Annotated in this window: 10 protein-coding genes and 3 tRNA genes; 4 read left to right on the forward strand and 9 right to left on the reverse strand. The window is 56.3% G+C overall.

The features are described 5' to 3' along the window. Positions 1-50 precede the first annotated feature (50 nt). From miaA to nnr, 5 genes are read right to left on the reverse strand one after another with little or no spacing between them, the layout of a single operon-like run. A complete protein-coding gene (miaA, locus tag K5Y30_RS10855; protein WP_110867436.1) occupies positions 51-992 on the reverse strand; it encodes a tRNA (adenosine(37)-N6)-dimethylallyltransferase MiaA in 942 nt (313 codons plus the stop codon). Continuing rightward, positions 985-2,832, reverse strand: a complete 1,848-nt coding sequence (mutL, locus tag K5Y30_RS10860) for a DNA mismatch repair endonuclease MutL (RefSeq protein ID WP_222211385.1) — start codon at positions 2,830-2,832, stop codon at positions 985-987. The genes miaA and mutL overlap by 8 nt, the downstream gene beginning before the upstream one ends. Positions 2,833-2,875: 43 nt before the next feature. Then, a complete protein-coding gene (amiB, locus tag K5Y30_RS10865; protein ID WP_192236119.1) occupies positions 2,876-4,534 on the reverse strand; it encodes an N-acetylmuramoyl-L-alanine amidase AmiB in 1,659 nt (552 codons plus the stop codon). Beyond that, positions 4,531-5,007 (reverse strand): tRNA (adenosine(37)-N6)-threonylcarbamoyltransferase complex ATPase subunit type 1 TsaE, encoded by a 477-nt coding sequence (gene tsaE / locus K5Y30_RS10870; protein ID WP_222211386.1) that lies wholly within the window; start codon positions 5,005-5,007, stop codon positions 4,531-4,533. Before tsaE ends, amiB begins: the two co-directional genes overlap by 4 nt. Before the next feature lie 3 nt (positions 5,008-5,010). Further along, the gene (gene nnr, locus K5Y30_RS10875; protein WP_137386611.1) at positions 5,011-6,528 is read right to left on the reverse strand and encodes a bifunctional ADP-dependent NAD(P)H-hydrate dehydratase/NAD(P)H-hydrate epimerase; all 1,518 of its coding nucleotides are present in this window, start codon (positions 6,526-6,528) and stop codon (positions 5,011-5,013) included. Between nnr and queG the strand changes: the two genes are divergently transcribed. Further along, complete coding sequence (queG, locus tag K5Y30_RS10880) at positions 6,527-7,666, forward strand: tRNA epoxyqueuosine(34) reductase QueG (protein WP_101762857.1); 1,140 nt, start codon at positions 6,527-6,529, stop codon at positions 7,664-7,666. The genes nnr and queG overlap by 2 nt on opposite strands. Before the next feature lie 436 nt (positions 7,667-8,102). On the opposite strand, the gene K5Y30_RS10885 is transcribed toward queG, so the two are convergent. The 4 genes from K5Y30_RS10885 to orn form a co-directional block, all read right to left on the reverse strand. Continuing rightward, positions 8,103-8,178 (reverse strand) — tRNA-Gly (locus tag K5Y30_RS10885). A 197-nt stretch (positions 8,179-8,375) separates the two neighbouring features. Beyond that, positions 8,376-8,451 (reverse strand) — tRNA-Gly (locus tag K5Y30_RS10890). Between the two features lie 28 nt (positions 8,452-8,479). Continuing rightward, positions 8,480-8,555 (reverse strand) — tRNA-Gly (locus K5Y30_RS10895). A 299-nt stretch (positions 8,556-8,854) separates the two neighbouring features. Continuing rightward, positions 8,855-9,403 (reverse strand): oligoribonuclease, encoded by a 549-nt coding sequence (gene orn, locus K5Y30_RS10900; protein WP_101762856.1) that lies wholly within the window; start codon positions 9,401-9,403, stop codon positions 8,855-8,857. A gap of 103 nt (positions 9,404-9,506) precedes the next feature. Between orn and rsgA the strand changes: the two genes are divergently transcribed. The 3 genes from rsgA to mscM all read left to right on the forward strand — a co-directional run bounded on the left by rsgA (position 9,507) and on the right by mscM (position 14,891). Next, positions 9,507-10,550, forward strand: coding sequence for a small ribosomal subunit biogenesis GTPase RsgA (rsgA, locus tag K5Y30_RS10905; RefSeq protein ID WP_101762855.1), 1,044 nt, complete (start codon positions 9,507-9,509; stop codon positions 10,548-10,550). Between the two features lie 93 nt (positions 10,551-10,643). Continuing rightward, positions 10,644-11,540 carry an archaetidylserine decarboxylase gene (asd, locus tag K5Y30_RS10910; protein WP_222211387.1) on the forward strand — a complete coding sequence of 299 codons (897 nt, stop codon included), beginning with the start codon at positions 10,644-10,646 and terminating at the stop codon, positions 11,538-11,540. A 15-nt stretch (positions 11,541-11,555) separates the two neighbouring features. After that, on the forward strand, positions 11,556-14,891 hold the full coding sequence (gene mscM / locus K5Y30_RS10915; protein ID WP_101762853.1) for a miniconductance mechanosensitive channel MscM: 3,336 nt from the start codon (positions 11,556-11,558) through the stop codon (positions 14,889-14,891). Positions 14,892-14,929: the final 38 nt, after the last annotated feature.

Below are 14,929 nucleotides of genomic sequence, written 5' to 3' on the forward strand. Positions count from 1 at the left end.
GCGTAAAAATTTGCGCACGATAACGGACCAATTGTACACAATCATCCCTGCTACGCACTAACTACCTTAAGCACCGCATTACGCGCTAACTCTGGCTCATCACTGTTTAACCAGTGTACTTCAGGCCAGCCACGTAACCAGGTCATCTGGCGTTTAGCGAGCTGCCGAGTGGCGCAAATTCCCCGATAAACCATTTCGTCGTAATCGATTTCACCTGACAAATAAGACCACATCTGGCGATAACCTACACAGCGAATGGAAGGCATGTCCGTATGCAAATCACCTCGCGCAAACAGTGCACGAGCCTCCGCTTCAAATCCTGACGCTAGCATCTGGTCGTAACGCAACGCAATGCGTTGATGTATCAGTTCACGACTCGCAGGTGCGATAGCAAACTGGTACACGTCGTAGGGTAACGCTTCGCCGGAGGTTTTTGTCAGTTCCGTTAAAGTTTTACCCGAAATAAAAAAAACTTCCAGTGCTCGCGAAAGTCTCTGCGGATCATTCGGATGAATACGACTACCGGCGACCGGATCGATTTCACACAGCTGACGGTGCAAGGCTTCCCACCCTTTCTCCGCCGCCATTTGCTCTATTCGCTGACGCACCTCGGGATCGGCCGAGGGCAACGGCGACAATCCTTCAAGTAATGCCTTGAAGTAGAGCATGGTTCCACCAACAAGCAACGGAATCTTCCCCTTCCGGGTGATATCCGCCATTTCTGCCAACGCATCGCGACGAAATTCTGCGGCGGAATACGCTTCCGCCGGATCGCGAATGTCCAGCAAACGATGGGGCGCCAGTGCTAACTCTTCTGCCGACGGTTTCGCCGTGCCAATATCCATCCCGCGATAGATTAAGGCAGAGTCAACGCTAATAAGTTCCACCGGAAGTTGCTGACGCAGCGAAATCGCTAATGCCGTCTTACCGGAGGCGGTAGGCCCCATCAAAAAAATTGCCTTTGGCCGGCTAGCCTGGTTTAGTTCACTCATGCTTCAACGCGTTTAGCGCGCTCTCAATCTCAATGGTCTGTAACAGACCTGAAGGCGGCGACTTCAGCAGTTGCGGACAAAGCCTTTCCAGCTCTGCCAGCAGTGCAATCGCCTGCGAGTGATTCCAGTGAGTGTCTTCTGCATCATCTCGACGCGCCAGCCATTGGGCCAACGTGGATGCAGAAACCTCTTGCTGCCGGGCCAGGTAGCCTAACAGTTCTGGAATCAAGATTTGTAAATTTTGTGTTCGTAACGGTAAAGGCACCGCGCGCAACGTCACGTGTTGCCCTTCTCGTTGTAAATCAATGCCCATCTGGCTCAGCAGCGCGGCATGATCGGCGATGGCAGCCAGCTCGGGCGCAGCAATTTTCAGGCGCACCGGGATCAGCAGCGGCTGCGGTTTTAAACCTTCTTCCCTTGGTTCAAGCTGGGCCTGTTTTAGCCAGCGCGCCGCCACGGCCAGCGATAACAATTGCAATGCGCTACCACGTTCCAGCAGCGCATATCGATCCTGCAAAACACTCAACACACGGCCGAAGCTTTGCGCATGGGCGGCCAGCGGCGCTTCACGCTTTTCCGGCAGACGTACCGGAGCCGCGGCAGGAACTGGCGCAGCGCGCGGCGTTTCTACCATCGGCGTTTTCATCAACTGCTTATAGGCATTACCTTCACGCGCACTGTAAACCGGCTCTTTGTTCTGCCAGTTCGCGGCCGCAGAAGCGCCGCCGCTGCGTGGCGTGTTGCTGGGTTGTGCAAAGTGGTTCGCGCCTGCCGCCTGACGGTTTTCTGGCTGCCACTTTGGCGCTGGTTCTTCGGCGTGGGCGATGGGCAATTCCGGCGCGCGGCTGGCTTGCAGCGCACTCATCACACCTTGCCAGATAAAATCATGTACCAGACGCGACTGATGAAAACGCACCTCGTGCTTAGCCGGATGGACGTTGACATCCACCTGATGCGGGTCGATCTCCAGATAGAGCACGTAAGCCGGCTGTTGCTCGTCACCAAGCTGCGTTTGATAAGCCTGACGAATCGCGTGATTGATGAGCTTGTCGCGCATCATGCGTCCGTTGACGTAGCAATATTGCAGATCGGTAACCTGGCGCGAACCGTGAGGATCGGCGACCCAACCGCGCAGCGCTAAATCATCGTGCTGCCACTCAATGCGTAAAGCGTGCTGCATAAACGTGGTGCCGCAAATGGCCCCTAAACGCCGCTCCCGCTGCGCATCTTCACTGACCGCGCGATACTGACGCATTAACTTACCGTTGTGGCTAAGCGAAATAGCGACGTCAAAGCGTGCCAGCGCAATACGACGAATCACCTCATCGATATGGGTAAACTCGGTCTTTTCAGTGCGCATGAATTTGCGGCGAGCGGGCGTGTTATAGAACAGGTCGAGCACTTCCAGCGAGGTACCTACCGGATGCGCAGCCGGTTTCACCGTCACATCCATGTCGCGCCCTTCCGCGTAGGCTTGCCAGGCTTCGCTTTGGTCGGCGGTGCGTGAAGTCAGCGTTAAACGAGAAACGGAACTGATACTAGCGAGCGCTTCGCCACGAAAGCCGAGGCTCATGATCGCCTCAAGGTCATCAAGCGAAGCAATTTTGCTGGTCGCATGCCGCGCCAATGCCATTGCAAGCTCGGCTTTGGCGATGCCGCAGCCGTTGTCGCGAATGCGGATGAGCTTCGCGCCACCTTTCTCAATATCGACATCAATGCGCGTGGCACCGGCATCAAGGCTGTTTTCCACCAGCTCTTTTACGACCGACGCCGGGCGCTCAACCACTTCGCCTGCGGCAATCTGGTTCGCCAGCTGCGGCGGTAAAATCTGTATTGGCATGGTGGTGATCCTTCTGGCTGGTTGGCTCACAGGGAGCCAACAATCAGGATTGCGGAATTTTTAAGTTTTGCCCCAGCATCACATTGCTCGACTTCATATTATTCGCCTGCATGATGGCTTTTGAACTCACGCCATAGTGCGCGGCAATCGCCGTGAGGGAATCACCGCGCACCACTTTATGCCGGGTTGGACGACTCGCCGCCACGCTGACGCTGGATTTCGCGGGCACCTTCAGGCGCTGTCCCACCCAAACCACATCGCGTTTCAGGCTATTCATCTCACGTAACGTCGCCATGCTCACGCCATATTTTGCCGCGATGCCCGACAGCGTTTCGCCACGCGTGACGGTATGACGCTGCGTTGCACCGGTATATTGCACCGTGCCGGTCGCCGGGTTGCTGGCGACGCTAACCGCTGGTGCGCTGTCCAGCGGCCGGTTTTCCTCCTTTGGGATCGATTGCAGCGGATGCGTAAGGAAATAATTGCGCAGGCCTTTATAAATCGACTGAGCAATCTTCTCCTGATACGCGCTGCTGCCAAGCAGCCGCTCCTCCGCGGCATTACTAATAAAGCCGGTTTCAACCAGTAAAGAGGGAATATCCGGGGAACGTAAAACGCCAAGGCTGGCATGTTCCGGCAGACGCTTATGCAGCGGCGTAATACCGCGCAACTGCTGCAGGACTTTGACGGCGACGTCATAACCTACACGCTGTGAATGACCAAACTGCAAATCCAGCACTGCCTGGCTAAGATAGGGATCGGCCTGGCTGTTCGCCAGCAGATCCCCTGCGCCGCCCAGCAGCTCAGATTGTTTTTCTTTCTGTTCCAGCCAGTTCGCCATTTCGTTATTGGCGCGGCGGTTAGACAGCACCCAAACCGATGCGCCAGTGGCTGAGTGATTTGGCGCGGCGTCGGCGTGAATGGATACCAGCAGGTTCGCGTTCTCTTTACGCGCCACTTCTGAGCGGCCCATTACCGAGATGAAATAGTCGCCGTTACGCGTCAGCACCGGTTTGAACATCGGATCCTGATCCATCAGCGCTTTCAACTTACGCGCAATTGAGATGGTGACATTTTTCTCGTGCAAACCGTGCTGGCCGGATGCGCCGGGATCCTGACCGCCGTGCCCGGCATCAATCGCCACAATTACCACATCGTTGCGACTAACCGAGTTGCCGGGACGCACGGTGGTATTGCTGCTGGTCACCGCTGTCACCTGATTGGCGTTGAACGGATTGCCCTGGCTGCTGCTGCTCGGCTGGCTTTCACGCGCGGTGGTAACAGGCGCGGCTGCGGCCGGGCGCTTCGCTGGCTGCGTCCCACGAATGGTGAACACCACGCGATAATTATTGCCATCGCGCTGCGTGCTGGCGCGCGTCTGCGCGGGCTGCGTCAGTTCGAACACCAAACGCAGGCTTTGCTTATCCTTCGGCTGGCTATGGCGAATGCGCTGCACAATATTTTCGCCACTAAAATTGAGCGGCAAACCTTTAATCGCGCCGCTTTGACGAATATCCAGCACCACACGATTGGGATTGTGCAGCGGAAAAAAGCCATATACGGGCTGACCGTTAAAGCTCAGCGTGACGGTAGCCTGGCTATCGCCATTTTCGACTTTGATATCCGATAACGTGGCAGACAACGCCGAGGCAGAAAACAGGCACAGCAAGCCCAGTACAATGATTTTCATCCGTGACATCATGCCGGATCCCTGCCTTGCTGGAATTGGGTTAACAGCGCTTCGCCCGTGGCGGAAATCGCGCTTATTTCGGCTTCACGCGCCGCATCCACGTAGCGCAACGTCAGCGCTAAATCGGGCTCAGGCAGCACGCCGGTGCCCCTCTGCGGCCACTCCACCAGACAGAGCGCATCGCCGGTGAAATAGTCGCGGATGCCTATGAACTCCAGCTCCTCGGGATCGGCAAGACGATAGAGATCGAAATGGTACAGCGTGCGAGAGCCGAGCTCGTAGGGTTCGACCAGCGTATACGTTGGGCTTTTTACATTGCCTTGATGGCCGAGCGCCTGCAGAAAACCACGGCTAAAGGTGGTCTTACCGGCACCCAAATCGCCATAAAGATAGATCACCAGCGCGCTGTTGCAGACGCGCGCCAATTGCGCACCCAGATTCAGGGTTGCCGCCTCATCGGGCAAAGGGATAACACAGGTCTTCATGCTTTATTGTTGGATCATCTCTGGATTAACAAACTGCCACAGCAGCTCGAACAAATCAGTGGCTAACATGCCGCGAGTACCGCGCTGACGCGCGACGGCATCGGCTGTTGCCCCATGCGCGACACAGCCTGCGCAGGCTGCATCAAGTAATGTAAGTTTCTGGCCGAGCAGAGCGGCAATAATCCCGCTCAGCACATCGCCCATGCCGCCAGACGCCATGCCCGCGTTGCCCACATCGGCAATGGCGATGTCACCCGCCGCGCTGGCAATCACCGTGCCCGCGCCTTTCAGAACCACCACGCCGCCGTAGCGTTTCGCCAAGGCGCGCGCAGCGTGTAAGCGGTCACTCTCAATCTCGCTAGTTTTCACCCCCAGCAAGCGCGCAGCTTCGCCGGGATGCGGCGTAATGATGCGATTCTGACGGTTATCCTGCTTGATTGCCAGCAGGTTAAGCGCATCCGCATCCCAAAGCATCGGCTTTTCACTGACCGCGATCTTTTTCAGTGCCTTCTGAGCCCAATCGCGCTGGCCGAGCCCCGGTCCAACGGCGATCACATCCGCCCACTCCAGCGCCTGATCCAGCCGTTCATCGCTCAGCGCATCAACCATTAACTCCGGTCGCGCGGTGAGAATCGGGCCAATATTATCTTCATGTGTCAGCACGCGCACAAGTCCGGCGCCGGTTCGCAGGGCGGCTTCACCGGTCATGCGAATCGCGCCCGCCGTGCCGCTGTCGCCGCCGACCACCAATAGCCGCCCCTGATCACCTTTATGAGAGGTAGCGCGACGTGGTTTCAGCCAGCACGTTAAATCCCCGGCGTCATAGCGTGAAATCGGTGCCTGCTCAGCGGCAAGATATGCCGACAAGCCCAACTCATGGTTGTGCAGAACGCCAACGTAATCGCGCGCCTTGCCGGTCAGTTGGCCGGGTTTCAGCGTAATCATGCTCAACGTGTGATCGGCGATGACCGTTTTGCCCGGCGCCGTGCCATTAGCCGCCAGCAAACCAGAGGGAATATCGATCGCCAGCACCGGTGCGGCATGCGCGTTGATGAGTGTGATCAGGCGATCGTAAGGATCGGCGGGCGCGCGATTCAGGCCGGTGCCGAGCAGCGCATCGACAATCACCTCAACCTGCTCCGGCCAGGGCGCATCCGCCGCGTGAATCACACCGCCCGCCGCCAGCCATGCGTCTTGCGCCTGCTGCGCCTCTTCTGGCAGAGCTTTACTGCCCGCACACGCCAGCAGCGTCACGTTCAATCCTGCTGCCTGCGCCAGTCGCGCCACCACATAACCATCGCCGCCATTGTTGCCGTGCCCGCACAGGATCAACCAATGCTGCGCCTGCGGCCACAGCTGGCGGCCTAATTCATAGCTGGCCTGGCCCGCACGTTGCATCAGCTCAAACAGCGTTAAGCCCAGGCTATCGGCGGCATCGCGTTCCAGTTGCGCCATCGCCTGCGCAGGCCAGACAGAGTGTGTTAAACTGCGCGCGTTTGCTTCAATTGCCTGGTTTCTCATGTCATATCCTCTCGATCTTCAACAGCTCGCTGAACAAATTAAACAGTGGGGACGCGACCTCGGCTTCCAACAGGTCGGTATTTGCGATACCGATCTGAGCGCCGAAGAGCCCAAACTGCAGGCGTGGCTGGATAAGCAATATCATGGCGAGATGGATTGGATGGCGCGCCACGGCATGATGCGTGCGCGGCCGCATGAGCTGCTGCCTGGCACGCTGCGCGTGATTAGCGTACGCATGAATTACCTTCCAGCTAAAGCCGCCTTTGCCAGCACCTTAAAAAATCCGCAGCTGGGCTATGTAAGCCGCTATGCGCTGGGCCGCGACTACCACAAAGTATTGCGCAATCGACTGAAAAAGCTTGGAGAAATGATTCAGGCGCACTGTGGCGAACGCAATTTTCGCCCGTTCGTCGATTCCGCACCGATTCTCGAACGCCCGATTGCCGCTAAAGCCGGTTTAGGCTGGACCGGCAAACATTCGTTGATCCTGAACCGTGAAGCGGGTTCGTGGTTCTTCCTTGGCGAACTGCTGATTGATCTGCCGTTACCGGTCGATCAGCCCCAGGAAGAGCAGTGTGGACGCTGTGTCGCCTGTATCACTATCTGCCCCACTTCCGCTATCGTCGAACCTTACGTGGTCGATGCGCGTCGCTGCATCTCCTATCTCACCATCGAGTTGGAAGGCGCAATTCCTGAAGAGTTCCGTCCGCTGATTGGTAATCGAATTTATGGCTGCGATGATTGCCAGCTGATCTGCCCGTGGAATCGTTACGGCCAGTTAACCGATGAAGATGATTTCTCGCCGCGCGCGGTGCTGCATGCGCCGCCGCTCACCGATCTGTTCAAATGGGATGAAGCCAAATTTCTGCGTATCACCGAAGGTTCAGCGATTCGGCGTATTGGGCATTTGCGCTGGTTGCGAAATATTGCGGTGGCATTGGGCAATGCGCCCTGGGCAGAAGAAAATATGGCGGCATTAGCATTGCGCAGCGGCGAACATCCCCTGCTTGATGAGCATATTGAATGGGCGATTGCACAGCAGTTGCAGAAACGCGCGGCGCAAGCGGTAGAAGTGCAGCCAGCGAAGAAACAGCGGCTGGTGCGCGCGGTCGAAAAAGGCCTGCCACGTGATGCGTGATTGAGCAGTCGCACAGGATAAAACGCTTTTCCACATGCTGTGAATAAAATTATCCCACTGAATCGTGACGGAGATCGTAATTTCGTCTTAAGGGCAAGATCACAGTCTGAAATAGTTATAACCACTTAAAAATCAATCAATTAAGCGATTATTGTAAATATTCACGTCGTATTTAGCGCGCAGGGGGTTTGTCCAGAGCTTGTGGATAACTCTGTTCAAAACAGTTTTAAACATCGGGGAAAACGCCGTCAGAAGCTTGCAGGCACATTGTGGATAACCTGTAAGATAACTGCATCAGACAACAAGCATTATCGCTGCTAGCGAGGCGTGCAAAATTTCCAGAAAAAAACGGTGTCGCATGCGATCAAAAAAGATCTGCAGCTGTTTTAATTCTGATTGCGCCTAAGGGCAAATAACATTAGTGAATATGAAAATCTGGAGCGGGAAACGAGACTCGAACTCGCGACCCCGACCTTGGCAAGGTCGTGCTCTACCAACTGAGCTATTCCCGCATAATCTTCGTATTTTAGTCTGCTACTGCGTTGGCTGCCTTCACTCACCCAGGTCACTTACTCATGTAAGCTCCCAGGGATTCGTTCAGTTGCCGCCTTGTTGCAAACTAAAATACTCGATTCTGACTCTTCGTATTTTTGTCACAACAATCACGCTAACGACTAAATCCGTGATTTGGATGGTTTACTACAAACTCTGGAGCGGGAAACGAGACTCGAACTCGCGACCCCGACCTTGGCAAGGTCGTGCTCTACCAACTGAGCTATTCCCGCATTAGAGGTTTACTACTCAACGAAAGTTTGGAGCGGGAAACGAGACTCGAACTCGCGACCCCGACCTTGGCAAGGTCGTGCTCTACCAACTGAGCTATTCCCGCATAATCATCGTATTTGTGTTGGTTACTGCGTTGGCTGCCTTCACTCAATCAGGTCACTTACTGAAGTAAGCTCCCAGATATTCGCTCAGTTGCCGCCTTGTACCCAACTCAACTACTCGATTCTGAACTTCGCCGTACTACTTTACTTCTCCGTTCCGCATGAAATTCTTCACCGGTACGGGGTGCGCATTATACGAGAAATCCTTTCAGTCGCAAGAGTCTAAAAGCAAAATTTTGCGCTTTCCGCGCGTTCGCTGCTTTTATCGACAACCTGATGATTTCCTGCGCACCCGCGGCGGTTAAAGCTGCAGGAAGTGCTCGCGATAGTACGCCAACTCGGCGACGGACTCGCGAATATCATCCAGCGCCTGATGGCTACCGGACTTTTTAAAACCTGGCAAGATATCTGGTTTCCAGCGGCGCGCCAGCTCTTTCAGCGTGCTGACATCAAGATAGCGATAGTGGAAATAGGCTTCCAGTTCAGGCATGTACTTAAACAGGAAGCGACGATCCTGACCAATACTGTTGCCGCAAATCGGCGAGGTGTTCGCTGGCACCCACTGTTTCAGGAACTCGATGGTGGCCAGTTCCGCCGCACGGTCATCGTGCTCGCTGGCTTTGACGCGCGCCACCAATCCGCTATTGGTGTGCGTGCGCACGTTCCAGTCATCCATCAACGCCAACTGATCGTCAGATTGATGCACCGCGAACACCGGGCCTTCTGCCAGGATGTTAAGGTTGGCATCGGTCACGATGGTAGCGATCTCAATAATGCGATCGCGTTCCGGATCCAATCCGGTCATTTCGAGGTCGATCCAAATCAGGTTGTTTTCATTTCCAGCTGTCATGCGTTTCCCGCCTGTTGCCAAAGTCGTCATTAAACTCATTTCAGGTGTATCATAGACGTTTTGCCCAGCAGGGCGAAACCTGGCGAAAGCCGTGAGAGGATGCGTGAGTAAAAACAAACTGTCGAAAGGTCAACAACGTCGCGTAAGCGCCAACCATCAGCGTCGTCTGCAGCAACGGAGCGATAAGCCGGAGCCGGATGATAGTCTGTTTGGAGAAGCGGCTGATGGCGTGGTGATCAGCCGTTTCGGCATGCACGCAGACGTGGAAGATAGCGAAGGCGTTGTGCATCGCTGTAACATCCGCCGCACTATTCGCTCGCTGGTCACTGGCGATCGCGTTTTATGGCGCGCTGCCATTGGCGGCGGCAAAGGGATCGTCGAAGCGGTACACGAACGTAAGACGGTGCTTACGCGCCCAGACTTCTATGACGGCGTGAAACCGATCGCCGCCAACATCGATCAGATCATTATCGTTTCGGCGATCCTGCCAGAGCTGTCACTCAACATCATCGATCGTTACCTGGTCGCCAGCGAAACCCTTGGCGTGGAACCGCTGCTGGTGCTCAACAAAACCGACCTTTTAGATGCCGAAGGCCGCGCGTTTGTTGATGAGCAGATGGAGATCTATCGCAACATTGGTTATCGCGTCTTGATGGTTTCCAGCCACGCCAAAGATGGCCTGGTTGAACTGGAAAGCGCCTTAACCGGCCGTGTCAGCATCTTTGCCGGCCAATCTGGCGTGGGTAAATCGAGCCTGCTGAATAACCTGCTTGGCCTGGAGGTAGCGGCTGAAATTCTGACCAACGATGTGTCGAACGTTTCTGGATTAGGTCAGCACACCACCACCGCGTCACGCCTTTACCACTTCCCGGCGGGCGGCGATGTGATCGATTCACCGGGGGTGCGTGAGTTTGGTTTATGGCATCTGGAGCCGGAACAAGTGACGCGCGGCTTTGTCGAATTCCGTGAATTCCTTGGCGGTTGTCGTTTCCGCGACTGTAAGCATGATACCGATCCTGGCTGCGCCATTCGCGAAGCGGTAGAAGAGGGCAAGATTGATATCTCGCGCTTCGATAACTACCACCGAATTCTGGAAAGTATGGCGCAGGTAAAGACGCGTAAAAACTTTTCCTCCGACGCAGATTAAGCAGTACAACGGCACATTCGCCAACGCGCTGGGGCGCTGCTACAATCCGCCCCCTTTTTTGTTAACGACACGTAATTAAGCCAGGAGGCAACGGTGTTTGATCGTTTTAAACTCGGCCTGAATCATATTTTGCCTAAAAAAGGGCTCACCGAGCTCGCCGGTTGGGGCGCCAGCCGTCGTGGTGGCTGGCTCACTAAAGCGGTCATCGACATATTTGTCTGGTACTACAAAGTGGATATGGCCGAAGCCAGCAAGCCACATACCGGCAGCTACCGCACCTTCAATGATTTCTTCGTGCGTCCGTTAAAAGAGGGCGCACGTCCGATCGATCCTGACGCCTCTTTACTGGCGCTGCCCGCCGATGGCGCGATCAGCCAGCTGGGCCGCATTGCCGGCGATCAGATTTTCCAGGCCAAAGGTCACACTTACAGCCTGCAGGCGCTGCTGGCCGGTAACGACGATCTGGCGGATCAGTTCCATGATGGCGAGTTTGTTACCACTTATCTCGCCCCGCGCGATTATCACCGCGTGCATATGCCGTGTAACGGCATCCTGCGCGAAATGATCTATGTGCCGGGCGATCTCTACTCCGTCAACCCGCTGACCGCACGTAACATCCCGAATCTGTTTGCGCGTAACGAGCGCGTGATCTGCGTATTCGATACCGATCATGGCCCGATGGTGCAGATCCTTGTCGGTGCCACCATTGTGGGTAGCATCGAAACCGTGTGGGCGGGCACCATTACGCCACCGCGCGAAGGTGTGATTAAACGCTGGCGTTATCCGTCTGCCGATCATGATGGTGCGGTGGTGCTGCTGAAAGGCCAGGAAATGGGTCGCTTCAAGTTGGGTTCAACGGTGATCAACCTGTTCGCGCCTAACCGCGTGAAGCTGGCAGAAAGCCTCGAAGCCGAAAGCAAAACCCGCCTCGGTCAGCCGCTGGCCATCGCCCTGCCTCAGCCTGGCGACAGCGTCTCACTTAGCAAATAACCCGGAATCTCTCCCGTGCGTGTTTTCCTCTCCTTGCTGCTGAGCCTTGTGCTCAGCAGTTCTGTATTTGCAGCCACCGTTCCGCAATCCAGCCAGCTAAAGCAGGAACTGGATGCGGCTAAATCGGCGAAAACCTCACCCGCGCAAACCGAGCAGGTGCAGGCGCTCGAATCGGCGATCAATTTCCTCAACGAGCGCGATGAGTCGCTGGAGCGCGCGAAGCAGTATCAGCAGGTGATTGATGATTTCCCGCGGCTGGCGCGCGAATTACGTCAGCAGATCGCCACGCTGACGGACAGCAGCAAGGCGGTGCGCAGCAATATGAGCAGCGCCGAGTTGGATCAGGAGCTGTTGCAGGTTAGCAGCCAGCTGCTGGAGGAAGGCCGCCAGGCGCAGCAGGAGCAGGATCGCGCGCGCGAGATTAGCGATTCACTGTCGCAGCTGCCGCAGCAGCAAACCGATGCACGCCGGGCGATGACCGAAAGCGATCGTCGCGCGCAGAGCGCTTCGACGGCGACTACGCCGCTGGCGCAGGCGCAGATTTACGCGCGTCAGGCGGAAAACGCCGCCAATAAAGCGCGCGTGGACGAGTTAGAGCTGGCGCAGCTTTCGGCGAATAACCGTCAGGAACTGGCGCGCATGCGCGCCGAAGTACATCAGCGCAAAGCGACTCAACTGGATAACTATCTGCAGGCGCTGCGCAATCAGCTCAACAATCAGCGCCAGCGCGAAGCTGAACTGGCGCTTGAGCGCACCGAGCAGTTGGCGGAAAACAGCGGCGATCTGCCGAGTTCGATCAGCGATCAGTTCCGCGTTAACCGCGAACTCTCCGCAGACCTCAATCAGCAAGCGCAGCGCATGGATTTAGTCGCTTCGCAGCAGCGTCTCGCCACCAATCAGACCTTGCAGGTGCGTCAGGCGCTGAGCACGCTGCGTGAGCAGTCGCAATGGCTGGGGGCGTCCAATCTGTTGGGCGAAGCCTTACGCGCGCAGGTTGCCCGTCTGCCGGAGATGCCGAAATCTCAGCAGATTGACAGCGAAATGGGCCAGCTGCGCGTGCAGCGTCTGCATTATGAGGATCTGCTGGAGCGCCAGCAGGAACTGCGCAAAGCCAAGCAGGATGACGGCACGCCGTTCAGCAGCGATCAGGTACGCATCCTCGAAGCGCAACTTAAAACCCAGCGCGAACTGCTGAACTCACTGATTTCCGGTTGCGATACGCTGATTCTGGAAATCACCAAGCTTAAAGTTTCCAATACGCAGCTGCAGGATGCCTTAGCCGAAGTTAAAGATGCGACGCATCGCTATCTGTTCTGGACCGCTGACGTTAATACCATCGGCCTGAATTTCCCGGTGGAGATGGCGCAGGATCTCAAGCGTCTGCTGTCGCTGGATACCGCCGGCCAACTCGGCAAAGCGCTGGCGATGATGTTTACCAATCGCGAAACCGTGTTACCGATTATTGGTGCGATTCTGCTGGTTGGCTTCAGCATCAGCTCGCGTCGTCACTACAACGCCTTTATGGAGCGCTCCGCCAGCCGCGTCGGCAAAGTGACGCAGGATCGCTTCAGCCTGACGCTGCGCACGGTATTTTGGTCGATTCTGGTGGCGGTGCCGCTGCCGGTATTGTGGGCCGCGCTCGGTTACGGTTTACAGCATGCCTGGCCTTATCCGTTCGCCGTGGCGATTGGCGATGGCATCACCGCCACGCTGCCGCTGCTGTGGGCCTTTATGATCAGCGCGGCGTTTGCGCGTCCCGATGGCTTGTTTGTGGTGCATTTCCGCTGGCCGCAAGCGCGCGTGGCGCGTGCCATGCGCTATTACTCGCTATCGGTAGGGCTGATTGTGCCGCTGATCATGCTACTGATCGCCTTTGCCAATCTCGACGATCCGCAATTCTCCGGCACGCTGGGACGCGTGTGCTTCATCCTGATTTGTGGCGCGCTGAGTATCGTTACCGTTAGCCTGAAACGCGCCGGTATTCCGCTCTATCTGGATAAAGAGGGCAACGGTGATAACTTCGTAAACCGCATTTTGTGGAACCTGATGATCGCCCTGCCGCTGGTGGCTGCCCTCGCCTCCTGCATCGGTTATCTCGCCACCGCGCAGGCGCTGCTGGCGCGTCTGGAAACCTCGGTGGGCATCTGGTTCTTCCTGCTGGTGGTGTATCACATCATCCGCCGCTGGATGCTGATTCAGCGCCGCCGCATCGCCTTTGACCGTGCACGTCAGCGTCGTGCCGATATGCTGGCCAACCGCGCGCGCAGTGAAGAAGAGAAAGAGCAATCAACGCCAGCGAATGCCGACACCATCGAAATCGATGAGCCAAGCATTGATCTCGATGAGATCAGCGCACAGTCGCTGCGTCTGGTGCGTTCAATCCTGACGCTGATTGCGCTGGTTTCGGTGATTGTGCTGTGGTCAGAAATCCACTCGGCGTTTAGCTTCCTTGATAACATTCCGCTGTGGAATGCCAGCACTACCATTCAGGGCGTGGACAGCGTGCAGGCGATTACGCTGGGTGCGGTGTTGATTGCGATTCTGGTGCTGATCATCACCACGCAGCTGGTGCGTAACATGCCGGCGCTGCTGGAGCTGGCGCTGTTGCAGCATCTCAGTTTGGCGCCGGGCACCGGCTACGCCATTACCACTTTGACCAAGTATGCTTTGATGCTGATTGGCGGCTTGATTGGCTTCTCAATGATGGGCATTGAGTGGTCGAAGCTGCAGTGGCTGGTTGCGGCGTTGGGTCTGGGGTTGGGCTTCGGGATGCAGGAGATTTTCGCTAACTTTATCTCCGGCCTGATTATCCTGTTTGAGAAACCGATCCGTATTGGCGATACCGTGACCATTCGCGACCTGACGGGCAGCATCACGCGCATCAACACGCGTGCCACCACCATCACCGATTGGGACCGCAAAGAGATCATCGTGCCGAACAAGGCTTTCATCACTGAGCAGTTCGTGAACTGGTCGCTGTCGGATTCAGTGACGCGTGTGGTGCTGACGATTCCAGCGCCCGCCAGAGTCAACAGTGATGAAGTGACCAACATTCTTAAGCAGGCAGCCGATCGCTGCACCTACGTGCTCGATATGCCAGCGCCGGATGTGTTCCTTGTCGATCTGCAGCAAGGTATTCAGCTGTTTGAACTGCGCGTGCATGCAGCGGAGATGGGGCATCGCATGCCGCTGCGCCATGAACTGCATCAGCTGATTCTGCGCGGCTTTGAGGAGCATGGCATTGAGATGCCGTTCCCGCCGTTCCAGGTGCGCATGGAGACGTTAGGAAAGCAAAACCCCGCGACTAACGGTGCGCCCGCCAACAAGACCTTCAAATCTGGCGGATTATAGAAACAAAACGCCCGGCAGTTGCCGGGCGTTTTTTATTG

The sequence above is a fragment of the Pantoea sp. DY-5 genome (assembly GCF_019795955.1).
Lineage (GTDB): Bacteria > Pseudomonadota > Gammaproteobacteria > Enterobacterales > Enterobacteriaceae > Pantoea > Pantoea leporis.

Coding starts and splice junctions, on each gene's coding strand:
- miaA (WP_110867436.1), bottom strand. CDS start 992: ATGAGTGAACTAAACCAGGCTAGCCGGCCAAAGGCAATTTTTTTGATG.
- mutL (WP_222211385.1), bottom strand. CDS start 2,832: ATGCCAATACAGATTTTACCGCCGCAGCTGGCGAACCAGATTGCCGCA.
- amiB (WP_192236119.1), bottom strand. CDS start 4,534: ATGATGTCACGGATGAAAATCATTGTACTGGGCTTGCTGTGCCTGTTT.
- tsaE (WP_222211386.1), bottom strand. CDS start 5,007: ATGAAGACCTGTGTTATCCCTTTGCCCGATGAGGCGGCAACCCTGAAT.
- queG (WP_101762857.1), top strand. CDS start 6,527: ATGTCATATCCTCTCGATCTTCAACAGCTCGCTGAACAAATTAAACAG.
- nnr (WP_137386611.1), bottom strand. CDS start 6,528: ATGAGAAACCAGGCAATTGAAGCAAACGCGCGCAGTTTAACACACTCT.
- orn (WP_101762856.1), bottom strand. CDS start 9,403: ATGACAGCTGGAAATGAAAACAACCTGATTTGGATCGACCTCGAAATG.